Consider the following 24,349-nt stretch of genomic DNA (forward strand, 5'->3'; position numbering starts at 1 on the left):
ACACTCACCGTCAGAACACCACCAGCGCCCGTCCGCCCTTGCCCGCCAGCATGTTGTCGAAGGCTCCCGGGATGTCCTCCAGGGCGATGCGCTCCGTCACCAGCGCGCCCAGGTCCAGACGGCCCGCCCTGACGTGGTCGGCGAGCACCGGGAGGTCCCTCGCCGGGTCGGAGTTGCCGTAGACGCAGCCCGAGAGGGTGCGGCCCCAGTGGAAGAGTTCCAGGGCGTTGAAGGTGACCTGCTGGTCCTTGCCGCCGATGCCGACGACCGTGGTGCGGCCGCCGCGCCGGGTCGACTCCCAGGCCGTCCGGATGGTGACCGCGCGGCCCACGCACTCGACGGCCACGTCGACCCCCTGTTTGCCGGTGAGGGCGCGGATGTCGCGGGCGGTCCGCTCCGAGGCGACGACGTACTCCGTGGCGCCCGCCGCCCGCGCGAGCTGCTCCTTCTCCGGCGAGACGTCGACGGCGACGATCGTCGAGGCGCCGGCGATCCGGGCCGCCTGGAGGGTCGCCAGGCCGACTCCGCCGACGCCGAAGACGGCGACCGTCTCGCCGGCGCGGACCCGGGCCGAGTGGTGGACGGCGCCGTAGCCGGTGAGGACGGCGCAGCCGAGGAGGGCCGCGTCGGTGAGCGGGACGCCGTCCGGCAGCGGGAGGACGCAGGAGGCCGGGACCACCGTCTCCTCGGCGAAGGCGGCCACGTTCAGCCCGGGGTACAGGTCCGTGCCGTCCGTCGTGCGGGCGTACACCTCCGCGGCTCCGTTGAGGGCGTTCACGCACAGCCACACCTCGCCGAGTGAGCAGGGGTGGCAATCACCGCAGGACGGGGCCCAGTTGAGGATGACCCCGGCGCCGGGTGCCAGATGCTCGACTCCCTCGCCGACGGCGACGACCGTGCCCGCGCCCTCGTGGCCCAGGACGGCGGGTACCGGCACCCGCATGGTGCCGTCGGACAGGGACAGGTCGGAGTGACAGACCCCGGCGGCGGCGAGCCGGACGCGGACCCGGCCGGGGCCCGGGTCGGGAAGGTCGATCTCCGTGATCTCCAACGGAGCCCCGACGGCGGGGAGTACGGCGGCGCGGACAGCCATGTTCGGTTGACTCCCTTAGAACTGGAGGGACTTGGTCTGGAGGTACTCGGCGAGACCGTGCGCGCCGAGCTCGCGGCCGACGCCCGACTGCTTGTAACCGCCGAAGGGCGCCAGGGGGTTGAAGCGGCCGCCGTTGATGTCGACCTGGCCGGTTTCCAGCCTGCGGGCGAACGCCACCGCTTCCGCCTCGTCGCCGGCCCAGACGGCGCCGGCGAGGCCGTAGACCGTGCCGTTGGCGATCCGCAGGGCGTCCTCCTCGTCCTCGTAGCCGAGGATGGACAGGACGGGGCCGAAGATCTCCTCCTGGGCGATGGTCATGTCCGGGGTGACGTCGGAGAAGACCGTGGGGCTGACGAAGTAGCCCCGCTCGCGCGGGGAATCGGGGCCGCCCGCGACCAGCCGGGCTCCTTCGGCCACGCCCTTCTCGATGTAAGCGCGCACGCGCTCCCGCTGCTTGGCGTTGACGACCGGGCCGATACGGTCGCCGTACTTGGCGGCCGCCGCGGCGGCGAGTCCGACCGCCTCCCCGTACTGGTCCCGGTGGACGAGCATCCGGGTCCAGGCGCTGCACGTCTGGCCCGAGTTGGACATCACGTTGGCGACGCCGACGTTGACCGCCTTGGCGAGGTCCGCGCTCGGCAGGATGACGTTGGCGGACTTGCCGCCGAGTTCGAGGGCCACCTTCTTGACGGCCGCGCCCGCCGTCGCCGCGATCCGCTTCCCCACGGCCGTGGAGCCGGTGAAGGACACCAGGTCGACTCCGGGGTGTTCGGCGAGGGCCTGGCCGGCGACCGGGCCGAGACCGGTGACCAGGTTGAAGACGCCGGCCGGGACGCCCGCCTCGTGCACCGCCTCGGCGAAGAGCTGAGCGGTCAGCGGGGTGTCCTCTGCGGGCTTCAGGACCACCGTGCAGCCCGCGGCGAGGGCCGGGGCGACCTTGGCGACGATCTGGTGCAGCGGGTAGTTCCAGGGGGTGATCGCGCCGACCACGCCGATCGGCTCGTGGTGGACGATCGAGTTGCCGACCCTCTCCTCGAAGGAGTGGGTCGCGGCCAGCTCGGCGTAGGAGCCCGCGACCGCGATCGGCACCGCCGCGTGGACGGCCTGGGAGAAGGGCAGCGGCGAGCCGAGTTCGGCGGTGACCGTCTCGGCGATCTCGTCCTTTCGGGCCGCCAGAACGTCCCGGAGGGCGGTCAGGCGGGCCGCGCGCTCGGCGGGCGGGGTCGCGGCCCAGGCCGGCAGGGCCGCGCGGGCCGCCCGTACGGCGGCCTCGACGTCGCGGGCGTCGCCGGCCGGGACCCGGCCGATCACCTGCTCGTCCACCGGGTTGACGACCTCGATCACATCCCGCCCCGCGGCCGGGCGCCAGGCGCCGTCGAGGTAGATGCCGTCATGTGCCTTCATCGCGTTCCCTTCGGGCGGGCGTCGTCGTCCACGACCTAAACTAGCGTTGTTAGTTTTCCGGCACCAGAGGAACCCGCCCGAACCGGCCGCACCGACCCGGCCGCCCGGACCGGCCGCCCGGACCGGCCGGACCGCCCGAAGCACACAGCGCCCGAGGGCACCGAACGCGGAACGGCAGCCCGAGGACAGTGTGCCCAGGACACCGGCCGGTCGGCGCGGACGCCACAGGGAGCGCCCGCTCACTCGTCCAGGTCCGGCAGCCGGGCCGGGGCCGGGCTGATGCGTTCGCCGTGCTGGTCGAAGACGAAGAGATGGGCGATGTCGACGAGCAGCGGGACCTGCATGCCGTACCGGAGGTCGAAGTCGGGGGTGGTGCGCACGACGAGGTCGCCGAGGGGGCGGGCCTCCGGGGACGCGGGCGGCCGGTCCTGCTCCGACGGCTCGTCCAGGACGCCGACCGAACCGGCCCGCAGACCCCCCGCGCCCTTGCGCAGCCGGCCCAGGACCCCGCCCTCGCGGCGTCGCCGCCGGGGCGACCGCTGCACCGGGCGGGGCGCCTCCAGCTCCGGTACGACCGCGAGCCGTGAGCCGGTGTTGAAGTGGACCAGCACCTCGTGCCCCTGGAACTCCACGTGCTCCACCAGTCCGGTGATGTGCGTCTCGCCGGGCCGGGCTTCGGCCTGCGTGGCGATGCGGACGGCCTCCGAGCGGAGCCCGACGATCACCTCCCGTCCCTGCTGCACGCGCAGCAGTTTGTGGTCCAGGGAGTGGGGTTCGGGCAGCCGCAGGGCCTGCTTGCCGAGACTGATCGTCATGGCCCCGTCGAGCGGGGCGCGGACCAGGCCGCGCAGGAGGTTGATGCGCGGGGTGCCGATGAACGCGGCGACGAAGACGTTGCGCGGCAGGGCGTAGACCGAGCGGGGGGTGCCCACCTGCTGGAGGACGCCGCCGCGCAGTACGGCGACCCGGTCGCCGAGCGACATGGCCTCGGCCTGGTCGTGGGTGACGTAGACCGTGGTGACGCCCAGCTCCCTGGTCAGCTTGGATATCTCGGCCCGCAGGTGGTTGCGGAGCTTGGCGTCGAGGTTGGACAGCGGTTCGTCCATCAGGAAGGCGGAGGGGTGCCGGGCGATGGCCCGGCCCATGGCGACACGCTGGCGTTCGCCGCCGGAGAGCTGGCCGGGGAACCGGTCGAGGAGTTCCTCGATGCCGAGCATCCGGGCGGTGGCGTCCACGCGCGGGCCGGGGTCGGCGCCGGGAGCCTCGATGCGCAGCGGGAAGCCGATGTTGTCGCGGCCGGTCATGTTCGGGTAGAGGGCGAAGTTCTGGAAGACCATCGCGATGTCCCGCCCCGAGGGCGCCAGGTCGTTGGCGTAGGCGCCGTCGAGCCGTAACTCGCCCTCCGTGATCTGCTCCAGGCCGGCGATCATGCGGAGCACGGTGGACTTGCCGCAGCCGGAGGGGCCCAGCAGGACCAGGAACTCGCCGGGCGCGATGTCCAGCGACAGCCGGTCCACGACCCGGACGCCCCGGTCGTGGACCTTGGTGACGTCCTGCAACGAGATGGCGCGTGTCATGAGAAGTGTTCCCGGGGACTCGTGTGCCGGGCGGGCCCGGCCGGTACTTCGCTGTCCGACCTGCCCCGCGCGGGTCGAACGAGGCTTGTGAGTCACGGAAGTTAACGGACCGTGCGCACCGGGGGGAAGAGACCGGCCCGGATCGGACGCTCCCGTCCGACTGGTGAGAAACCGGACTCCCTGGTTCAGCCGGCCTGGACCGCCGGGTCACGGTCGGCGGGCGCGGCCCGGCGGTGGGCCCTGGACGGCGGCGCGGCCCGGCGGCGGATCAGCGGGCCGCGGGCGGCGCACACGGCCCGGCGGCGGTCAGCCGGTCGTCGTCAGATGGGCGAAGACGACGACGTTGCTGGTGTATCCCGTCGCGTGCCGGAAGAGACCCCCGCAGGTGAGGACGCGCAGTTCGGGGCGGCGGGCCGGGCCGTACACCTCCTTGTCGGGGAAGGTGGCCTTGTCGAAGACCCGCACCCGGTCCACCGTGTAGACGGCGGTGCGGCCGTCGGCGCGCCGGGCCTCGATCCGGGCGCCCCGGGCCACGCGCGCGAGGCCGGCGAAAACCGCAGGGCCGGTCTTGGTGTCGCGGTGGCCGACGACGACGGCCGTCCCCCGCTCCCCCGGCGTGGGGCCGCCCGCGTACCAGCCGACCAGCTTGGGCCGGTCGAGCGGGGGTGTCCCGAGGTGCCGGTCCGGGCCGAGCCGGAGCGGGACGACCGGCGCGTCGATACCCAGGGACGGCACGCGCAGGGTGGTCGCCGGGGACCGGGGCAGCGGGCGGGGCGGGGGTGCTGGGCTCGCGGACGCCCTCCTCCCCGCCGGCCGGCCCTCCTGGTCGGCCTCACCCCCGGGGGCCGGGCCGGGCCGGACCGCGCCGGACGCCGTCCCGCCGGCCCGGGCCGCCGTGACCGGGCCGTCGTGTCCCCCGCACCGGACCCCGACCGTCACCAGGACGACCGCGAGCACGGCCGTCCTGGTGAGGCGGTAGGCACGGGTCCGGTGCCAGGGCCTGCGTACGCGCCTACGCGGCACCATGGGTGCGCCGGCGAATCAGTCGGAGGTAGGCGAATCCACCGACGGCCACCAGGCCGACGGCCGCGGCTCCGGCCAGCGGGGTGAAGGCCTGCGAGCTGTCGGCGAGACCGCCGCCGCCCGCGTGCACGCCGCCCTCCGGGCCACCCTTCTCACCGCTCCAGGCGCCGCCGCCCTGGGAGCCGCCCTCCCGCCCGCCGGCGCCCTGCGTGGTGCCGTTCTGCGTGGTGCCGTTCTGGGCGGTGCCGTGCTGCGTGGTGCCGTTCTGCGTGGTGCCGTTCTGGCCGCCGCCCGCCTGACCGCCGCCGCCCGGGCCGTTCGGCGCGACGGCCTCACGGCCGTCGTCCGTGATCGGGCGGTTCTGGCGTTCGTTCCCGCCGCGCCGGCCCTCGGGGCAGTTGATCCTGAAGACCTTCACCTTGGGCGAGGGGACCGGGGCGTCCCCGGCGGCGGCGATGTTCCACTCGAGCGTGTACGACCCCTCGGCCAGCCCCAGGGTGTCGGTGTGCCCGGCGCCCTGGGTCAGGGTGATGGTGCCGGTGACGGTGGCGGTGTCGGGGGCCGGGGGCCGTGCCTTGATGGTGTAGGCGACGGTCGGCAGCTCGCCGAAGTTGGCGGCGTCGAGGTAGAACCGGCAGGCCACCGGGTCGTCCTTGGAGACGCCCGGGGGTACCTGCTCGCGGTGGATCCTGATGTCGCCGGCCTCCCCGACGGCCACGGCGGACGGTGCCGAGAGGCAGGTGAACCCGGCCGCGGCGAGCACGGTGAGGGCCGTGACGCCGAGGCGGGAGCCGAGGGCGGACGGGAGCGTCGAGCTGGACATGCGCATTCCTCCGAGTCAGGACGATTTTCATACAAATCGTTCTTGCACCTGACTCTCTTTCACATCGGCGCCCGCGACGGTGGGAGCGCCGCCCGACGCGCCGTCAGACATCGCTCGACCGGCGCAACCCCGGCCCGGAGCGGCGCCGGGGCACGTCCGCCGCCGCTCCCGCGTCCCCGCCCGGATCCCCCGGCGACCGCACCGCCACCACCGACGACACCAGCAGCAGCGCCCCCAGCATCACGAACGGCGCGGCCACGCCCGCGACCCCGGCCACCAGCCCCGCGGCGGCGGGCGCGGCGACCTGGCCGAGCCGGTTGCCGGTGAGACGCAGCGCGAGGGCGGTGGAACGGGCGCCGTCGGGCGCGGCCTGGACGACCGTCGTCATGGACAGCGGCTGCCCGACGCCGAGGCAGAAGCCGAGCATCGCGAGGATCACCCCCAGCCCCCAGACCGGCACCGGCAGCGCGATCCCGGCGCACAGCAGGGCCGCCAGCAGGCAGGTCCCGGTGAGCAGCGGCGCCCGGCCGAGCAGCCGCAGCAGGGGGGTGAGGACGAGCCGGCAGGCTATGGAGGCCGCCGCGCGGACGCTGAGCAGGACGCCGACGACGGACGGCGCGATGCCCCGGTGTTCGCCGACCACCGGCAGGTAGGCGGTGAGGATGTCGGTCGCGGACAGCACGGAGAGACTGATGAGGATGCCGGCCGGGACGCCCCGGGCGTGCAGGATGCGGCCGACGGGTACGCGCTCGCCGCGCTCCTGACGGGACTTGGGCGCCGGGTCGCGGTGCTCGATGCGCCACAGCGAGGTGAACGCGACCGCGCAGCCGGCGCCCGCGACGAGCAGGGCGAGCGCGCTGCTGCCCGCCATGTCGTCCCTGCCGATGAGCGCACCGGCCGCGATCGGGCCGACCAGCTGGCCGAGGGAGGCGCCGATGGTGAAGTGGCCGAAGTTGCGGTCCTGTTCGTGCGGGGCGGACTGACGGGCGACGAGCGACTGGGAGCCGATGACGAAGCAGAGATGGCCGAGGCCCATCACCCCGCTCCACAAAGCCATCGTCCGGAGGGAGCCGGCGAGACCGCTCAGCACACAGCCGCCGGATATCAGGATCACGCCGACGGGCAGCAGGGGCGCGCAGCGGCCGTGGTCGGTGCGGCGGCCGAGCGGTACGGCGGCGAAGAGCGGCAGCAGCGCGTACACACCCGCGATGACGCCGATCGCCCGCTCGTCCGCGCCCAGCGCGAGGGCCCGGTAGGACACGGCGGGCCGGGCCATCGACACCGCCCCCTGCGCGAAGCAGAAGGCGATGACGAGACGGAGCAGCCAGCCGCGGTCCCTGCCGGGCCTCACGAGTTCTCCCATGGGAAGGTCAGATGATCCCGAACAGAATGCCCGCGCCGAGGATCACCAGGCAGGTGCAGGCGGCCCACTTCACCACGAACCTGGTGTGGTCGCCGAACTCGACCTTCGCCATGCCGACGAGGACGTAGACGGCCGGGACGAGCGGGCTCGACATGTGCAGGGGCTGGCCGACGAGCGAGGCACGGGCCATCTCCAGCGGCGAGACACCGTGCGCCGCGCCGGCCTCGGCGAGGACCGGCAGGACGCCGAAGTAGAAGCCGTCGTTGGACATGAAGTAGGTGAGCGGGAGGCTCAGGACGCCGGTGACGAGGGCCATGTGCGGACCCATGCCCTCGGGGATGACGTCCACCATCCACCTGGCCATGTGGTCGACCATGCCGGTGCCCTGGAGGACGCCGGTGAAGACGGCGGCGGCGAAGACCATGCCGGAGACGTTGAGGACGTTGTCGGCGTGGGCGGCGAGCCGGGCCCGCTGGTCCGGGATGTGCGGGAAGTTGACGGTGAGGGCGAGCGCGGCGCCGAGCAGGAACAGCACCGGGATCGGCAGATACTCCATGATCATGGCGGTCAGCAGCGCGACCGTGAGCAGCGCGTTGAACCAGTACAGCCTGGGCCGCAGGGTGGCCCGGTGCGGGTCGAGGCCCTGGAAACCGTCGTCGTCCCCGTCGACGGACTCGTCCTCGTCCCGCGCGTCGGCGTCGGTACCCGAGCCGGAGCCGCCCGTACGCAGGGGGGTCCGGCCGTCGCCGGAGCCGCCGGAGCCCACCAGGACCGTCTCGGTCTCCTTCTCCTCGACGTCCTCGACCAGCGCCTCGTCGACCAGCACCTCGTCCAGCGTCAGCACGCCGAGCCGGGCGCGCTCGCGGCGGCCGAGGACGTAGGAGAGGACGAAGACGAAGAGCAGGCCCACGGCCAGGGCCGGGATCATCGGCACGAAGATGTCGCTGGCGTCGAGCTTCAGCGCGGTGGCGGCACGGGCGGTCGGGCCGCCCCAGGGCAGCGTGTTCATCACGCCGTTGGCCATGGCCGCGACGCCGGTCATCACGACCAGGCTCATCTTCAGGCGCTTGTACAGCGGGTACATCGCCGAGACGGTGATCATGAAGGTGGTGGATCCGTCGCCGTCCAGGGAGACGATCGCGGCGAGCAGCGCCGTACCGATGACGATGCGGAGCGGGTCGGCCTTGCAGAACTTCAGGATGCCCCGGACGATCGGGTCGAAGAGGCCGACATCGATCATCACACCGAAGTAGACGATCGCGAACATGAGCATCGCCGCCGTGGGGGCGAGGCTGGTGACGCCGTCGATGACGTAGTCACCGAGCTTGGCGCCCTTCCCGACGAAGACGCAGAACAGTGCCGGGATCAGCACGAGCGCCGCTATGGGCGACATCTTCTTCAGCATGATCAGGACCAGGAAGGTCGCGATCATGGCAAAGCCGAGGATGGTCAACATGAATGGATACCTAACGTTCGCCCTTGAACATCCCACCTGGGGGTTGGCGGTGGGTTGACGTTAGGTCCGTTCAAACGGTGTTAACAAGACGTTGACGTGCGAGCAATAAGCGCAGAACTCCAGGTCACAGCTTTGCTCAGGTCAGCGGGCCGCTACGGGGGCAAGTTTCACCGGCACTCCGTTGAGCACCGCGTTGCCCGACAGCGGGTCCAGCAGGCTGCCGTCGAGGAGCTGGTTGACGTTGACGCCGGGGTCGGCGGCGGCGTGGCTGAGCCGGGTCCCGGGGCGGTTGTGGCCCCAGCCGTGCGGCAGGCTGACGACGCCCTTGCGCACGCCGTCGGTGACCTCGGCCGGTGCGGTCACCTCTCCCCCGGCGCCCTTCACCCGTACCGGCGCGCCGTCCCGCACACCGAGCCGTTCGGCGTCCTCGGGGTGGATCTGCAGGGTGCAGCGGTTGGTGCCGCCGGTGAGGGCGGGGACGTTGTGCATCCAGCTGTTGTTGGACCGCAGATGGCGCCGGCCGACGAGGACGAGCCCGTCCGTGCGCTGCCGCATGCCCTCACGCAGCCGTGGGAGGTCGTCGGCGATCGGCTGCGGGAGCAGTTCGATCCGCCCGCTGCGCGTCTTCAGCGGCTGGGGCAGGCGCGGGCCCAGCGGTCCCAGGTCGATGCCGTGCGGGTGGGCGAGCAGCCGGGCCAGGCCCAGGCCGTCCGGGCGGGCGCCGAAGCCGTCGCCGTAGGGGCCGAGGCGCAGCATCATGTCCAGCCGGCGCTCGGGGCCGGTCTCGCCGGTGAGCGCCGCCGCGAGCTCCTGCGGGTCGCGCCCGTGCACGGGTGAGTGCGCTTCCCCGACCGCCTTGCCGAGGGTCTGGCCGATGACCAGGTCGTCCACGGCGGACGGGTCGGCGCCGTGCATCCCGGTGGCGGCCAGGACCAGCCGGGCGAGGATCTCGGTCTCGGCCATCCGACCGGGCTCGAGCGGGACGGCCGGGCGGCTGTAGCGGACCTGGTTGCGGACCGCGAGGGTGTTGAACGCGAAGTCGTGGTGCGGGCTCTGCGAGGGCGGCGGCGGGGGGAGGACGACGTCGGCGTGGCGGGAGGTCTCGTTGAGGTAGGGGTCGACGCTGACCATGAAGTCGAGGGAGTCGAGCGCCTTGTCGAGCCGGTCGCCGTCCGGGGCTGACAGCACGGGGTTGGCGGCCACGGCGACGAGCGCGCGGATCGGCTCGCCCTGCGCCGTCGCGGTGTCGATCTCCTCGGCGAGCGCGGAGAGCGGCAGTTCGCCCTTGGCCTCGGGGTGCCGGCTCACCCGGGAGTGCCAGCGCGCGAGCCGGAATCCGTGCCCGGGACCGGCCGGCCGGGGCGTGCGGTCGGTGGCCGCCTGCGGGAAGAGCGCGCCGCCGGGCCGGTCCAGGTTGCCGGTGAGGATGTTGAGGACGTCGACCAGCCAGCTGGCGAGGGTGCCGTAGGGGACCGTGCAGCTGCCGATCCGGCCGTAGACGGCGGCGGTGGGGGCGGCGGCGAGTTCGCGGGCCAGGGCGCGGATGAGCGAGGCGTCCACGTCACAGGCGGCGGTGACCGCCTCGGGAGTGAAGTCCCGTACGGATTCGGCGAGTTCGTCGAGTCCCTCGACGTGCGGGGTCAATTCGCCCAGGTCGACGAGGAGTTCCTCGAACAGCACCTGCGCCATGGCCGCGAGGAGCAGCGCGTCCGTGCCCGGCCGGATCGCGATGTGCCGGTCGGCGAGCTTGGCGGTGCGGGTGCGGCGCGGGTCGATCACGGTGAGGGTGCCGCCGCGGGCCTTGAGCGCCTTGAGCTTGCCCGGGAAGTCGGCGGCGGTGCACAGACTGCCGTTGGACTCCAGGGGGTTGGCGCCGATGAGGAGGAGATGGTCCGTGTGGTCCAGGTCCGGCACGGGGATCGCGTTGGCGTCGCCGAACAGCAGTCCGCTGGAGACGTGCTTGGGCATCTGGTCGACCGTGGAGGCGGTGAAGAGGCTGCGGGTGCCGAGCCCGGCGATCAGGACGGTCGGGTAGAGCGCGCCGGCCATGGTGTGGACGTTGGGGTTGCCGAGGACGACTCCGACGGAGTTCGCCCCGTACCGCTCGACGACCGGCCGGATCCCGGCGGCCACGGCGTCGAAGGCCTCCTCCCAGGTGGCCTCGCGCAGCTCGCCGTCCCGGCGCACGAGCGGGGTCCGCAGCCGGTCGGGGTCCCCGTCGACGGCGCCGAAGGAAGCGCCCTTGGGGCAGATGAAGCCCTTGCTGAAGACGTCCTCCCGGTCGCCGCGGGCGCCGGTGACCTTGGTCCCCTCGATGGTGAGCGTCAGCCCGCAGGTGGCCTCGCACAACGGGCAGATTCGCAGGGCGGTGCGGGACACGGGTCCTCCTGGGGGCGGCATTGCCTTCTCCGAGCGAGCATACCGACCGGTATGGCTCCTGGGGAGGGGTCGGCCGCGTCCGTCAGTCCAGTGTCCGCGCCAGATAGGCGCGCAGCAGCTCGCGGGTCTCGTCGATCACCTTCGGGTCGCCCTCCGGGTCCACCCGGAAGGCCAGCTGGACGAGGGTGTCGGCGGTCTCCACGGCGATCAGGAAGGTGCGCCGCAGGTCGTCGTCGGGCTCGCGGACGAGGTGGTCGGAGAGCAGGTCGGTGAGGCGGTCGGCGACCCGGTGGTTGGGTTCCTCGTGCCGGGCGCCGACCGGGATCTGGTTGCCGAAGTCGACGAGGGAGAACCCGGGGGCGGTGTGCTTCATGGCCAGGTACTCGTCGAGCACGGCGTCCATGGCGGCCCGCCAGTCGCCCCGGCGCGCCCCTTTCAGCCGCTCGGTGACGCGCTCGGAGTAGTGCTCGAGGTTGCGCTGCGCCAGCGCGTCGGCCATCTGCCGCTTGTTGCCGAAGAAGCGGTAGACGGAGCCGATGGGGACACCGGCGCGCTCGGCGACGGCACGGGTGCTCAGGCCGTCGTAGCCGACCTCGTCGAGCAGGCCGGCGCAGGCGTCGAGGATTCTGGTCAGACGTTCGGCACTGCGCCGCTGCACGGGCGCACGACGGAGTGATGTCGCTTGGGGCACGGACCTCATGATGCCTTTCCGTCGCGGCCGGGTGAACCTCACCCCTCACTACGGAGAAAGATGCCCGATGCACTCAACGCGAGGAGACCCGGACCGGGGGCGGGAGTCAGGAGGAAGGCTCCGACGCCGTGATGTACGCCATGCTCTGCACCGGCTTGCCGTCCACCGCCCACACCGTGCCGTCGTCCGCGTACAGACGTGCGGTGACCTGGTGGGTGCCGTGCGGGAGGTAGCCGGCCGGGATCCGGTAGGACGGGGTCCGCAGGTCGGCGACCGGCTGGTCGTCCACGTAGAGCCGGGCGGCGCCGTGGCCGTGGACCGCCCGCGCCCCGGTGGGAGTGAACCGGAAGTTCTTCACCTTCAGACGGACGTCCCAGCTGCCGTCGGCCTCGGGCTGGACCTGGACACCGACCTCGGGCGCCCCCTCCTTCTCCACCTCGCGGTAGTGCCGCCCTTCGTCGTCCGTGTCCTGAAGGATCCTGCCCACCGGCGAGGGGGAGGCCGCCGCCACGGTCGTCGCGTCCCCCCGCTCATGGGCGTCACTGGTGCCGCAGCCCGCGGATCCGGTCAGCAGCAGGACACAGACCGCGGCCACGGCGAGGCTTCCGCGCGTCCACGACATGCGGTGGAGCGTAGAACAACCCACCGGCAACGCGGATCCCCCTGTGGTCTGGTTCCGGCCGACTTGATCGTCCTCCAGGAGGAGGACCGGCGCACCTCTTGCGCCGGAGAAAACGCAATCCTACGGTGATGCATAGGAATCAGCAGGCGCATCCACGGCGCCGGAGGGAGCGATCATGAGCAGCGGGGACGCACGCAAGACGGCCGAGGGCCTGACCTATCTCTCCGGGTTCGGCAACGAGCACGCCTCGGAGGCCGTACCGGGCGCCCTGCCCGACGGCCGCAACTCGCCGCAGCGCGCCCCCCTCGGCCTGTACGCGGAACAGCTCAGCGGTACGGCGTTCACCGAGCCCCGCGCCCACAACCGCCGCTCGTGGCTCTACCGGATCCGCCCGTCGGCCGCGCACCCGGCGTTCGCCCGCGTCGACGACGGCGCGCTGCGCACCGGGCCCTTCACGGAGACGGTCCCCGACCCGAACCGGCTGCGCTGGGACCCGCTGCCCGAACCGCCGGCCGGCACGGACCTCCTGTCCGGCCTGTGGACGCTCGGCGGCAACGGGGACGCCACCCGGCGAACCGGCGTTGCCGTGCACCTGTACCACGCGAACACCTCCATGGAGCGCGTGTTCAGCGATGCCGACGGCGAACTGCTGATCGTCCCCGAGCAGGGCGGGCTGCTGCTGCGCACGGAGTTCGGGCTGCTGCACGCCGAGCCCGGCGAGGTGGCGCTGATCCCGCGCGGGGTCCGCTTCCGGGCCGACCTCCTGGACGCCTCGGCCCGCGGCTACGTCTGCGAGAACTACGGAGCCCCCTTCCGCCTGCCCGAACTGGGCCCGATCGGCGCCAACGGCCTCGCGGGCCCCCGCGACTTCCGCGCGCCCGTCGCCGCGTACGAGGACGTCGAGGGCCCGGTCGAGGTGGTCAACAAGTACTGCGGTCACCTGTGGAGCGCGACGTACGGCCACTCCCCGCTCGACGTCGTCGCCTGGCACGGCAACCATCTGCCGTACGTCTACGACCTGCGCCGCTTCAACGTCATCGGGACCATCTCCCACGACCACCCCGACCCGTCGATCTTCACGGTGCTGACGTCCCCGTCCGACACCCCGGGTCTGGCCGGCGTCGACTTCGTGGTCTTCGCCCCGCGCTGGCTGGTCGGCGAGGACACTTTCCGGCCGCCGTACTTCCACCGGAACGTGATGAGCGAGTTCATGGGCCTGATCGAGGGCGCGTACGACGCCAAGACGGCAGGCAAGGGGGGGTTCGTGCCGGGCGGCGGTTCGCTGCACAACATGATGTCGGCGCACGGCCCGGACCGGGAGACGTTCGACCGGGCGAGCGCCGCCGAACTGAAGCCGCAGAAGATCGACGACGGGCTGGCGTTCATGTTCGAGACCCGCTGGCCGCTCACCCTCACCCCGCAGGCGGCCGGGGCGGACCATCTGCAACAGCGCTACGACGACGTCTGGCAGGGCCTCGAACGCCACTTCCGTCCGTCCGGCGGCACGTCCGACGCAACATTGCACTGAACGGTGCCGACCGGTACGGATAGCCCGTGACCTCCTTCGCCCCGGACTCGATCGTCCTCACCCGCAAGCTGCCGCTCTGGTACCAGGTGTCGCAGTCGCTGCGCGCCTCCATACTCGGCCGCTCACCGCAGGACCCGCTCCGGCTGCCCACCGAGGAGCAGCTGGCCGGGCACTACGGGGTGAGCGTGCTGACCATGCGGCAGGCGCTGAAGGAGCTGGAGGACGAGGGGCTGATCACCCGGCACCGCCGGCGGGGCACGTTCATCGAGCCGACGGCGCTGCGGGGCGCTCCGGTACGTCTCCTCGGCTCGGTGGACGCGATCGTGGCCCAGCAGTCCGGCATGACGACGCAGGTGCTCGACCACGGCCGTACGGCCGTCCCGGCCGAGGTCGCCGAGTACTTCCCCGACCTGACCGAGGTGGCGACGTACCACCGGCTGCGCTGCGACGCGAAGACGGGCGAGCCGACCAACCACGCCCGCAACTACGTCCGTCCCGAACTCGCCGCCCGTATCGACCCCGACGACCTGGTCGGCAGGCCCATGACGAAGGTGCTGCGGGACCTCGTGGGCGCGGACATCGGCCGGATCACGGACACGGTGGAGGCCCGGCTGGCGGACCCGGAGACCGCCCAGTTGCTCCGGGTCCCGCTGCTCAGCCCGATCCTGCACTACACGGGCGTCACCTACGACACCGGCGGGCGGGTCCTCGACGCGGCCGTCATCCACTACCGGGGTGACCGTTTCTCCTTCACGGTCACCCTCGACGCGACGTGACCGGCGGCGGGCGGCCCGTCGTACGATGCCCGGCGTGACGCCCGACGACGCGCCGCCGCTGGCGGACCTCATGCCGTGGTCCGTCGCACCGCCGCGGCTCGGCCGGGGGTGGCCGACGGATCCCGACCCGGCTTGTCTGAAAGCCCGCTGGGACGCCCTGATGAAGGCCGAGGGCCCGGACCGCGAGGCCCTGTTCCGGCCGACGCGCTCCCGCACCCCGCACAGCGCGGTCGGACAACTGCCCGGGCTGTCCGGCGGCACGGAGAAGCTCGCCCGCGCCTCGGGCCGGTGCCCGGACCCCGTACGGGTGCTGGCCGGACCCCTCGACGAGCACTGGCTCATCCCCGACCACCGGCTGATCGACGCGGCCCGCCCGGAGTTGTGGCGGGTGGCCGACGAACGTCAGGTCTTCGTGCTGGAGACGCCTTCGCCGCCGGGACCGCCCCTGCTCGCGACCTCCCTGATCCCGCTGGCGCGAACGGGCCGCGTCCGCCCCCTGTACCGGCGCCCCGGCGGCGCGGAACCCAACCTGGCGCCGGGCCTGTTCGAGCACCTCGGCCACTCCCCGGATCCGGTGGACTTCCTGGCCTGGACCCTGACCGCCGTCCGCCCGGGCCTCACGGTCCCGCTCACCCGGGACCCCGAGCTCTGGGCCCGGGGCGTCGAGCTCGGCCGTCGCGCCCTGTGGCTGCTCCGCCGCGACGGCGAGCGCCCCCGGCTCCCCGGCGGCCGCCGCCCCTACGTGCGCGCCCCGCTGCCCACCCGGCCCCTGACGCTCCACTACGACCGCGACGAGGAGACCCTGCACCTCGACGGCGGCCGCGTCTCCCCGGTCCCGCCGGCGGCCTGGGACTTCGAGGCGGGCGGGGTGCGCGTCCTTCAGCAGTGGTTCGCGACCCGGACGGCGGAGCCCGAGCCGGGCACACTGTCCGCGATCCGCCCGGCCGCCTGGCCGCAGACCTGGACCTCCGAACTCCTGGAACTGATCACGGTGCTGACGCTGTTCGCGGAGGTACGCGCACAGCAGGAGGAGCTGACGGTGCCGGACACGGTCACGGCGAAGGAACTGCGCGCGGCGGGCGTCCTGCCGGTCCCCGGCTCGGCACGCCGCCCGGCGACGGTCCTCGACCACCACGAGGAGGGCCCGGAGGGCCAGTTCGCCCTGCTCTAGCATCCACCCCATGGACCAGAGCCCCCCGCCGCTGCCGCTGCCCCTGGAGGGCCTCACCGTCGTCGCCGTCGAACAGGCCGTCGCGGCCCCGTTCGCCACCCGGCAGTTCGCCGACCTCGGGGCCCGGGTGATCAAGGTCGAGCGGATCGACGGCGGTGACTTCGCGCGCGGATACGACACCGCCGCGGGCGGTCTCGCCTCGCACTTCGTGTGGTGCAACCGGGGCAAGGAGTCCATCGCGCTGGATCTCAAGGACCCGCGCGGCGTGGACGTCGTACGGCGGCTGATCGCCGACGCGGACGTGTTCGTGCAGAACCTCGCGCAGGGGGCGGCGGCCCGGCTGGGTCTGGACGCGGCCACCCTGTGCGCGGCGCATCCGAGGCTGGTCGCCGTCGACATCTCCGGGTACGGGGCGAGCGGGCCGTACACGGACAAGCGGGCCTACGACATGCTCGTGCAGTGCGAGGCGGGCCTTGTGTCGGTGACCGGGACGCCGGAGCAGCCGGTGAAGGCGGGGATCCCGGCGGCGGACATCGCGGCGGCCATGTACGCCTTCTCGGGCGTGCTGGCGGCGCTGGTGCGGCGGGGCACGACCGGGCGGGGCGGGCCGGTGGAGGTGTCGATGCTGGAGTCGCTCGCGGAGTGGATGGGGCATCCGCTGCACCACACGATGCACGGCGGCACTCCCCCGGCGCGCACCGGCCTCGCGCACGCGGTGATCGCGCCCTACGACGCCTACGCCACCGCCGACGGCGGACGGGTGCTGCTGTCCGTGCAGAACGACCGGGAGTGGCGACGGCTGGCCGAACAGGTCGTGGGCCGAACCGAGTTGGGGACGGACCCGGCGTACGCGACGAACGCGGCAAGGGTGACGAACCGGGATCGTACGGACGCCCTGGTGGCCGGGGCGCTGGGCGTCCTGACGACCGACGAGGCGCTCGCCCGACTGGAGGGCGCGGGCATCGCGTGCGCACGCCTGAGGGATCTGCGCGAGCTGGCGGAGCATCCGCAGCTGGCGGCCCGCGAGCGGTGGCGGGAGGTGGGGACGCCGGCCGGACCGCTGCGGGCACTGCTGCCCCCGATCACCCTGCCGGGCGGGACGGAGGCACGTATGGGAGACGTGCCCGCGCTCGGGGAACACACCGAAGCGTTGCTGCGTGCCGTGGGGATGACGGACGAGGAGATCGCAGCGCTGCGCCGGGACGGTGTGGCCGCCTGAGCGCGGGACTCAGTACGTGAAGGCGCGCCGGCCGGTCAGTGCTTGTTGCCACCGAAGAGCGAACGGCGCAGTCGGCGCAGGGGCGCGAAGAGCGAGACACGGCTCACCCGTGCCCGCGTGGTCTTCGGGCCGTGGTCGCGCATCGGCTCACGCGCGGTCAGCTCCCGCATGAGCGAAGTCGCCTCGAGCGTCTCGCGCTGCGGTATGGCGGGACCCGCCAGCACCGAGAGATGGCGGTCGAGGCGCGAACTGGTCGCGCTGCTGCCGCACGTGATCGCGGGGACCCTCGCCCTGCTGTGCATCGTTATCTGTTCCATGTCACTCCCCACCCGTACGAGTCCACCCGGCCCGGGCAGGGTAACCCTATCGTCCCGTCGAGGCACACGTGTATCGAGCTCTCAGGATTCACCTTCCCTGTAAGGGGGTTGACGACTCCTCCCCGATCACTCTCCGAATCCAACCGATTTCAGGGTGAGTTGGACAACCGGCTGCGTGGTGGGCTGCGGTGATCCCCCGTCGGGCTCGACGGTCACAGCGAGTGACGTCGCGGCCTTCTCGAGACCGGTGGCGACCAGGGGTGTGTCGGCCTCGAACAGCCCGAGGGAGCGCGGTTGCGCGTCGGGGCGCATGAGCCACAGCTGATGCACCTGTCCGGTGGGCAGCTCGCCGTATCCGCTCAGGGTGACGACCGCCTGGCCCTCCTGAGCGGAGGCGATCACTCCGATACTGCGGCCCCGGGCGTCCTTGCCGGTGCTCGCCCGCGCGTCCGGAGCTGCGAGAACGTGGGCGATCTCACGTGCCTGGTCGCGGGCGGCGTCCAGTTCGTCCTGACTGCGGCCCGCCTGGACGGCGAAGAGCGAGGCGACGACGAGGGCCGCGGCGGCGGTGGCCGTCGCGAACGGCACGAACAACGGACGGCGCGCGCGGGGCGCACGGGAGCGTCCGGGCGGCGGCTGCGTGCCCCAGACGTGCGGAGGCAGTTGGGGCGCGTGCTCTCGCGCCGGCGCGCGGGAGGACTCCTGCGGCGTTCTCTGTACGGCCGCCAGCACCCGGGTACGCATGGCGGCCGGCGGCGGCGCGGCCTGGGACCAGGCGAGCCGGACGGCGTCCTCGGCCAGCACCCGCACCTCGGCGGAGCAGCGGTCACAGCCCGTCAGATGCTTCTCGAAGCGCCGGCGTTCGTCGGGTTCCAGGGCGTCCAGGGCGTAGGGGGCGGCCAGCGAGTGCAGGTCCTCGCGGCGGAACAGGCCGAGCACACTCATGCGGCACTTCCCAGACAGTCGCGCAGCCGCGTGAGTCCGTCACGCATCCGGGTCTTCACCGTGCCCAGCGGGAGCGAGAGCCGGTCGGCCACCTCACGGTACGTGTAGCCGTCGTAGTAGGCGAGGGTGACGGACTGGCGCTGAAGCGCCGTCAGCCGGTCCAGGCAGCGGCGCACCAACTGGCGTTCCAGGCCCGCCTCGACCTCCTCCGCCACCTGGTCGAAGGCGGGGTCGTGAAAGCGCCCGGCCTCGCGCTGCTCGCGGTCCACGGCCGCACGGGCGCTGCGCACCCGGTCGACGGCACGGCGGTGCGCGAGGGTGAGGATCCAGGAGAGGGCGCTGCCGCGGCTCGGGTCGAAGCGGCCGGCGGAGCGCCAGGCCTCCAGGAGCACCTCCTGGGCGACCTCCTCCGACTGGGCGGGGTCCCGGACGACGCGGCGCACGAGTCCGAACACCGGCCCGGACACGAGTGCGTAGAGCCGTTCGAACGCCCGCTGGTCGCCTCCCGCCACGAGCACCAGAAGCTCGTCCGCCTCCATGCCGTCCCCCTCCCTGCGGCCGCCGCACCCGGGCCGCCCCGTCACACCAGGCATTCGCAACGAACACACCTCCGGATGGGTGGTACGTAAAGGAGGGCCGAAAACGCGGGTGAACAGGAAAGAAAAAGTTTTTTGGTTTCGACCAATCCGAACCCACCCTCCGCTCCGTATCACTGTCCGTCAGGCAACTTGGCACAGAGGACGGACGGCATGACAGCTTTCTCCAGGAGCGGCAACGGACGCAGGAGCGTCGCGACCCTCGTCTGCGGTGCGTTGGCCGCCGGGGGGCTCGCAGCCGCCGGCGTGGCCACGCTGGCGCCGGGGGCGGCCTACGCCTCCAGCCACCGCGAGGCCCCCCTCATCTCGGGCACGCCGCAGTACGACAACACCGACGTGTACGCCTTCGTCAGCCCGGACCACCCGGACACGACGACGATCGTCGCGAACTGGATCCCCTTCGAGGACCCGGCCGGCGGTCCCAACTTCTTCCCGTTCGCCGAGGACGCCCAGTACGACCTGCACATCGACAACAACGGTGACGCGAAGGAGGATCTGACCTTCCGCTACACCTTCAAGACGCATGTGAAGAACAAGAAGACGTTCCTCTACAACACGGGCGTCGTCGAGAGCCTGGACGACGCCGACCTGAACGTCACGCAGACGTACGACCTCGAACTGATCAAGTCGAAGAAGGGGAAGGTCGAGCACAAGACGAAGCTCGCCGACGACGTGCCGGTGGCGCCGTCGAACGTGGGCAAGGCGTCGATGCCGCACTACTCGATGCTGCGCGACCACGCGATCTACAAGCTTCCGAACGGCGCCAAGACCTTCGCGGGCCAGGCCGACGACCCGTTCTTCCTCGACCTGCGCGTCTTCGACCTGCTGTACGGCGGTGACCTCTCCGAGGTCGGCAACGACACGCTCAAGGGCTACAACGTCAACTCGATAGCCCTGCAGCTCCCGACCGACATGATCACCGAGTCGAAGCACCAGCCGATCGTCGGTGTCTGGTCGACCACCCAGCGCGAGAACGCCGAGGGCTACTACACGCAGGTCTCGCGCCTGGGCAGCCCGCTCGTCAACGAGGTCGTCAACCCGATCAAGGACAAGGACAAGTTCAACGCGTCCGAGCCCAAGGACGACGGCCAGTTCCTGAAGAACGTCACCAACCCCGAGCTGCCGAAGCTCATCGAGGCGATCTACAAGATCAAGGCGCCGACCGAGCCGCGCAACGACCTCGTCGACGTGTTCCTGAAGGGCGTCAAGGGCCTCAACCAGCCCCCGTACGTGACGCCGTCGGAGGAGCTGCGCCTCAACACCTCGATCAAGCCGACCGCCAGCCCCAAGCGGCTCGGTGTGCTCGACGGCGACAACGCGGGCTTCCCGAACGGCCGTCGCCTCACCGACGACGTGATCGACGCCTCGCTCCAGGTCGTCGAGGGTGAGCTGGTCGGTTCCAAGAACGACCTCGGCGACGCGGTCGACAAGAACGACAAGAGCTTCGAGAAGTCCTTCCCCTACGTCGCCCTGCCCACCGAGGGCTCGCGCGGCGCGACCGCCAAGAGCGGCGCCGACGTCCGCAGCCAGCTCGGCGACGCCCTCACGGGCTCCGACAGCAACACCGCGCTGATCGCGTCCTCCGCGGGCGCCGGCGCGGCGGGCATCCTCCTCATCGGCGGCGGCCTGATGTGGTGGCGCGGGCGGCGGCGGGCCTACTAGGCCCACCCCTTGAGCGGGCCGGGGAGAATCCTGCGCTCCCCGGCCCTGCCCCACCGACTGGCGCGGCCCGCGTACCAATCCCCCACGGCGCGGGCCGCGCCGCCCCTGTGTGAGCAGGCTGAACGACCCCAGGCGACCTAGGAGAGGGCATGTCCCCGCGGACGAACGACGGCGAACCGGAGCCCACCCGACGGGCCTCCGCCCGACCGGCACCGACCACCGGCAAGCCGGCCACCGGCGAACCGGACTCCGGCAGGCCCGTCGCGGATCCGGGACACCCGGTGCGGACCACCGGACCGGATTCCGGGGCAGCCACCACCACGCGGAGCGTGACCGGGGCGAAGCCCGGGTCCGCTGACGCCGACACCCGTACCGCCACCGAGTCCGCTACCGGGGCCGGGACCGCCACCGTCGCCGATGGCGACGCCGGGCCCGGGTCCGATGCGGATGTGGACGCCGAGGCCGGCGCCCATGTCGCCGCCGAAGCCGACACCGTCGTCCATGGCGATGGCGGCGCCGGAGCCGTAGCCGAGGTTGAGACGGGGGCCGGGGCCGGCTCCGTCGCCCATGCCGAGGTCGAGGCCGTCGCCGATACCGACGTCGAGACCGGCGCCGACGAGCGGGTCGCCGCCGTGCGGCGGGCGGGGGCTGCCGGGCGTCGCTGGCGGGCCGCTCAGCTCAGCGCCTGCGCAGCGATGCTGGCCGTCGCGCTCACCGCGGGCGCGGTCGCGCTCGGGGCGGTCCACGACGGGCGGAACGTACCCGTGGCGACCGCGGCGGCGGTCTCCCCCGGGCTGCTCGCCAGTGGCGACCTCGACTCGAGCATCACCGCGCTCCAGGCCCACCTCCGCACCCAGCCGAGGGACTTCGGCGGCTGGGCCACCCTCGGGCTCGCCTACGTCGAGCAGGCCCGCACCAAGGGCGACCCCTCCCGCTACCCCCAGGCCGAGCAGGCCCTCAAGCGCTCCCTCTCGCTGCGCCCCGACAACGACCAGGCGCTCGCCGGCCGGGCCGCCCTCGCCGCCGCCCGGCACGACTTCGCGCACGCCCTGGACTTCGCCGACCGGACGCTGAAGCAGAACCCGTACAGCGAACGCGCCCTGTGCTCCCGTATCGACGCCCTCGTCGAGCTCGGCCGTTACGACGACGCCGAGGAAGCCGTGAAGTCGGCCGACGAACGGCGACCGGGCGTACCGGTGTTCACCCGCTTCGCGTACGTCCACGAACTGCGCGGCGACGTCACCACCGCTCGCCGGGTCCTGGACCGGGCGCTCGCCGCCTCGACCTCACCCGGCGACATCGCCTACGTCGCCAGTCAGCTCGGCCAACTCGCCTGGAACCAGGGCGACTACACCACGGCGCTCACCCACTACGCCCGTGCCCTGGCCGCCGACGAGAACTACCTCCCCGCGCTGGAGGGCCGGGCCCGCGCCCAGGCGGCGAGCGGCCGACAGGCCGAGGCGATCGCGGGCTTGGAGCTGATCGTCGAGCGGTACCCGCTCCCCGGACCGCTGGTGGAGCTGGGCGAGCTGTACGAGGCGCGGGGCGGCGAGGGTGACACGGCGAAGGCCGAGAACCAGTACCTCCTCGTCGACGCGTGGACGGCCATAGCCCGCGCCAACGGCGTCAACGCCGACCTCGACACCGCGCTGGCCGCGGCCGACCACGGCGACCGGGCGACCGCCCTGCGCGCGGCCCGCGACGACTGGTCCCGCCGGCACACCGTGCACACGGCGGACGCCCTCGCCTGGGCCCTGCACGTCAACGGCAAGGACGCGGAGGCCCTTCCCTACGCGCGGCAGGCCACGGCCACCGGCTACCACAACGCGTCCTTCCTCTACCACCGCGGTGTGATCGAGAAGGCCACCGGCCACCCCGCCGACGCCCGTACCCACCTCGCCGCCGCCCTGAAGCTGAACCCGGGCTTCTCCCCGCTGGGCGCCCGCGCGGCCCGTACGGCGCTCAAGACGCTGGAGGCGAGCAAGTGAGTTCCCGTCGTCTGTTCGCCTCCTGCGCGGCCGTGTTCACGGCCGGCTGCGCGCTCGTGCTGGTTCCTTCCGCCGGCGCGAGCGCGCACCCCCTCGGCAACTTCACCGTCAACCGCTACGACGGTCTCGTCGCCGCCCCGGGACAACTCCGCGTCGACCACGTCGAGGACCTCGCCGAGATCCCGGCGACCCAGGCGAAGCCGGACATCGAACGGCTCGGGATGACCGAGTGGGCCCGGCAGCGGTGCGCGACGGCCGCGAGCGGCAGCAGGCTCACCGTGGACGGTCGTGCCGTCACCCTCACGGCGGGCGCGGGCAAGGCGGTCGTACGGCCCGGCCAGGCGGGGCTCAACACCCTGCGGGTCGAGTGCCGGCTGACCGCTCCGCTGCCCGAGGCGTCGGACGTGTCCGGCGGCGAGGACGGCCTCGCCCTGACCTTCCATAGCGAGGGCGTCTCCTCCGGGCCCGGCTGGCGTGAGATCACCGCGCGCGGCGACCGCATGACGCTCGCCGGCTCCGACGTACCGAAGAAGTCGGTCTCGGGCGAACTCACCAGCTATCCCAAGGAGTTGCTGTCCTCCCCGGCGGACACCTCGACCGCGTCCCTGCGGGTGCGGCCCGGTGGCGCGGCCCTCGTGGAGGAGGACCGGGACGCGCCGGCCGCGTCCGTGCTGCCGCGTGGCGCCGACCGCTGGACGCGGGCCCTGGACGACCTGGTCGCCCGGCAGCACCTCACCGTCGGCTTCGCCGCGCTGGCCCTGGTGATCGCCATCGGCCTCGGCGCGATGCACGCGGTCGCGCCCGGTCACGGCAAGACCATCATGGCGGCGACGGCGGCCGCGCGGGGCGGCAAGGCCCGGATGAAGGACGTCCTCCCGCTCGCCGCCTCGGTCACCGTCACCCACACCCTGGGCGTCGTCGCCCTCGGCCTCCTCGTCACCGCCGGTTCGGCCGCGGCGCCGTCGGTGATCGCCTGGCTCGGCCTCGCGAGCGGCGCGCTGGTGCTGTTCGCGGGCGCGAGCCTCGCACGACGGGCCTGGCGCGGCCGGAACCCCGGCGGTCCGCACGGCCACACCCACCCCCATCCGCATCCCCACCCCGACGGCGGCCATTCCCACCCGCACCCCGACGGCGGCCGGCCCCACACCCACGAGCCCGTGAAGACCCCCGACCGTCAACTCGCCCTGGTCGGCGCCCCCACCCCGCACACCCATGCCCATCAGGACCACGGCCACGACCACGAGCCCACACACGACCACGATCACGACCGGCCCCACGAGCACACGCACGACCACGACCACCGTCACGATCACGGCCGGCCGCACACACACAGCCACGGCGGCCGCACCCACACCCACGCCGTCGCCCCCACCCTGCGCGGCACGCTCCTCCTCGGCTTCGCCGGCGGCATGGTCCCCAGTCCGTCCGCCGTGGTCGTGCTGGTCGGCGCGGCGGCGCTCGGGCACGCCTGGTTCGGGCTGCTGCTCGTCGTCGCGTACGGCATCGGGCTCGCACTGACCCTGACCGCCGCCGGGTTCGCCGTCGTCAGGCTGGGCACCCGGGCGACCGGTCTCCTGGACCGGCAGCCCCGCTGGACGACCCACCCGGTCGTGTCGCTGGTCCGCCGCAACCTGCCCCTGTGGTCCGCGTTCCTCGTGGTGGCCCTCGGCGCCGGACTGGTGCTCAAGGGGGCGGCATCCGTACTCGGCTGAGCTA

The 24,349-nt window shown here is 72.8% G+C and carries 19 protein-coding genes and 1 pseudogene; 8 read left to right on the forward strand and 12 right to left on the reverse strand.

The window, feature by feature from the left end:
- Nucleotides 1-10: 10 nt before the first annotated feature.
- The 4 genes from ACFWBB_RS12810 to ACFWBB_RS12825 all read right to left on the reverse strand — a co-directional run bounded on the left by ACFWBB_RS12810 (nt 11) and on the right by ACFWBB_RS12825 (nt 5,100).
- The gene (locus ACFWBB_RS12810; protein WP_385270068.1) at nt 11-1,093 is read right to left on the reverse strand and encodes a Zn-dependent alcohol dehydrogenase; all 1,083 of its coding nucleotides are present in this window, start codon (nt 1,091-1,093) and stop codon (nt 11-13) included.
- A gap of 15 nt (nt 1,094-1,108) precedes the next feature.
- Nucleotides 1,109-2,497 carry an aldehyde dehydrogenase family protein gene (locus tag ACFWBB_RS12815; RefSeq protein WP_385270070.1) on the reverse strand — a complete coding sequence of 463 codons (1,389 nt, stop codon included), beginning with the start codon at nt 2,495-2,497 and terminating at the stop codon, nt 1,109-1,111.
- Between the two features lie 239 nt (nt 2,498-2,736).
- On the reverse strand, nt 2,737-4,074 hold the full coding sequence (locus ACFWBB_RS12820; RefSeq protein ID WP_385270072.1) for an ABC transporter ATP-binding protein: 1,338 nt from the start codon (nt 4,072-4,074) through the stop codon (nt 2,737-2,739).
- A gap of 306 nt (nt 4,075-4,380) precedes the next feature.
- Nucleotides 4,381-5,100 carry a class F sortase gene (locus ACFWBB_RS12825; protein ID WP_385270074.1) on the reverse strand — a complete coding sequence of 240 codons (720 nt, stop codon included), beginning with the start codon at nt 5,098-5,100 and terminating at the stop codon, nt 4,381-4,383.
- Between ACFWBB_RS12825 and ACFWBB_RS12830 the strand changes: the two are divergent.
- Nucleotides 5,099-5,356: pseudogene (locus ACFWBB_RS12830) on the forward strand (hypothetical protein); the annotation flags it as partial. The gene ACFWBB_RS12825 and the pseudogene ACFWBB_RS12830 overlap by 2 nt on opposite strands.
- Nucleotides 5,357-6,023: 667 nt before the next feature.
- Here the strand turns inward: ACFWBB_RS12830 and ACFWBB_RS12835 are convergent.
- From ACFWBB_RS12835 to ACFWBB_RS12855, 5 genes are all read right to left on the reverse strand, one after another.
- Entirely contained in the window at nt 6,024-7,271 is a 1,248-nt protein-coding gene (locus ACFWBB_RS12835) for an MFS transporter (protein WP_385270175.1), read from the reverse strand.
- A 19-nt stretch (nt 7,272-7,290) separates the two neighbouring features.
- Nucleotides 7,291-8,739: a CitMHS family transporter gene (locus ACFWBB_RS12840; protein WP_385270076.1), complete on the reverse strand. Its 1,449-nt coding sequence runs from the start codon at nt 8,737-8,739 to the stop codon at nt 7,291-7,293.
- A gap of 141 nt (nt 8,740-8,880) precedes the next feature.
- A complete protein-coding gene (locus ACFWBB_RS12845) occupies nt 8,881-11,118 on the reverse strand; it encodes a molybdopterin oxidoreductase family protein (protein WP_385270078.1) in 2,238 nt (745 codons plus the stop codon).
- An 82-nt stretch (nt 11,119-11,200) separates the two neighbouring features.
- On the reverse strand, nt 11,201-11,818 hold the full coding sequence (locus tag ACFWBB_RS12850) for a TetR family transcriptional regulator (protein ID WP_385270080.1): 618 nt from the start codon (nt 11,816-11,818) through the stop codon (nt 11,201-11,203).
- Nucleotides 11,819-11,915: 97 nt separating this feature from the next.
- Nucleotides 11,916-12,431 (reverse strand): hypothetical protein, encoded by a 516-nt coding sequence (locus tag ACFWBB_RS12855; RefSeq protein WP_385270082.1) that lies wholly within the window; start codon nt 12,429-12,431, stop codon nt 11,916-11,918.
- Nucleotides 12,432-12,606: 175 nt separating this feature from the next.
- On the opposite strand from ACFWBB_RS12855, the gene hmgA reads away from it, so the two are divergent.
- The 4 genes from hmgA to ACFWBB_RS12875 are packed head-to-tail and all read left to right on the forward strand — an operon-like array spanning nt 12,607 to nt 17,125.
- Nucleotides 12,607-13,959 carry a homogentisate 1,2-dioxygenase gene (gene hmgA / locus ACFWBB_RS12860; RefSeq protein ID WP_385270084.1) on the forward strand — a complete coding sequence of 451 codons (1,353 nt, stop codon included), beginning with the start codon at nt 12,607-12,609 and terminating at the stop codon, nt 13,957-13,959.
- A 26-nt stretch (nt 13,960-13,985) separates the two neighbouring features.
- A complete protein-coding gene (locus ACFWBB_RS12865; protein WP_385270086.1) occupies nt 13,986-14,735 on the forward strand; it encodes a GntR family transcriptional regulator in 750 nt (249 codons plus the stop codon).
- A gap of 25 nt (nt 14,736-14,760) precedes the next feature.
- Nucleotides 14,761-15,906, forward strand: coding sequence for a type ISP restriction/modification enzyme (locus tag ACFWBB_RS12870; protein WP_385270088.1), 1,146 nt, complete (start codon nt 14,761-14,763; stop codon nt 15,904-15,906).
- 10 nt (nt 15,907-15,916) lie between these two features.
- Entirely contained in the window at nt 15,917-17,125 is a 1,209-nt protein-coding gene (locus tag ACFWBB_RS12875) for a CaiB/BaiF CoA transferase family protein (protein WP_385270090.1), read from the forward strand.
- A 35-nt stretch (nt 17,126-17,160) separates the two neighbouring features.
- Here ACFWBB_RS12875 and ACFWBB_RS12880 read toward each other — a convergent pair whose 3' ends face one another.
- The 3 genes from ACFWBB_RS12880 to ACFWBB_RS12890 form a co-directional block, all read right to left on the reverse strand.
- Nucleotides 17,161-17,442 carry a hypothetical protein gene (locus ACFWBB_RS12880; RefSeq protein ID WP_385270092.1) on the reverse strand — a complete coding sequence of 94 codons (282 nt, stop codon included), beginning with the start codon at nt 17,440-17,442 and terminating at the stop codon, nt 17,161-17,163.
- A 126-nt stretch (nt 17,443-17,568) separates the two neighbouring features.
- Complete coding sequence (locus ACFWBB_RS12885; protein ID WP_385270094.1) at nt 17,569-18,387, reverse strand: anti-sigma factor domain-containing protein; 819 nt, start codon at nt 18,385-18,387, stop codon at nt 17,569-17,571.
- On the reverse strand, nt 18,384-18,926 hold the full coding sequence (locus ACFWBB_RS12890) for a sigma-70 family RNA polymerase sigma factor (RefSeq protein ID WP_385270096.1): 543 nt from the start codon (nt 18,924-18,926) through the stop codon (nt 18,384-18,386). The genes ACFWBB_RS12885 and ACFWBB_RS12890 overlap by 4 nt, the downstream gene beginning before the upstream one ends.
- A gap of 210 nt (nt 18,927-19,136) precedes the next feature.
- On the opposite strand from ACFWBB_RS12890, the gene ACFWBB_RS12895 reads away from it, so the two are divergent.
- The 3 genes from ACFWBB_RS12895 (at nt 19,137) to ACFWBB_RS12905 (ending at nt 24,345) form a co-directional block, all read left to right on the forward strand.
- Nucleotides 19,137-20,645, forward strand: coding sequence for a DUF4331 domain-containing protein (locus ACFWBB_RS12895; protein WP_385270098.1), 1,509 nt, complete (start codon nt 19,137-19,139; stop codon nt 20,643-20,645).
- A gap of 149 nt (nt 20,646-20,794) precedes the next feature.
- Complete coding sequence (locus ACFWBB_RS12900; protein WP_385270100.1) at nt 20,795-22,633, forward strand: tetratricopeptide repeat protein; 1,839 nt, start codon at nt 20,795-20,797, stop codon at nt 22,631-22,633.
- Nucleotides 22,630-24,345: a nickel transporter gene (locus ACFWBB_RS12905; RefSeq protein ID WP_385270102.1), complete on the forward strand. Its 1,716-nt coding sequence runs from the start codon at nt 22,630-22,632 to the stop codon at nt 24,343-24,345. Before ACFWBB_RS12900 ends, ACFWBB_RS12905 begins: the two co-directional genes overlap by 4 nt.
- Nucleotides 24,346-24,349 lie beyond the last annotated feature (4 nt).

Source organism: Streptomyces sp. NPDC060000 (assembly GCF_042737375.1).
Classification (GTDB): domain Bacteria; phylum Actinomycetota; class Actinomycetes; order Streptomycetales; family Streptomycetaceae; genus Streptomyces.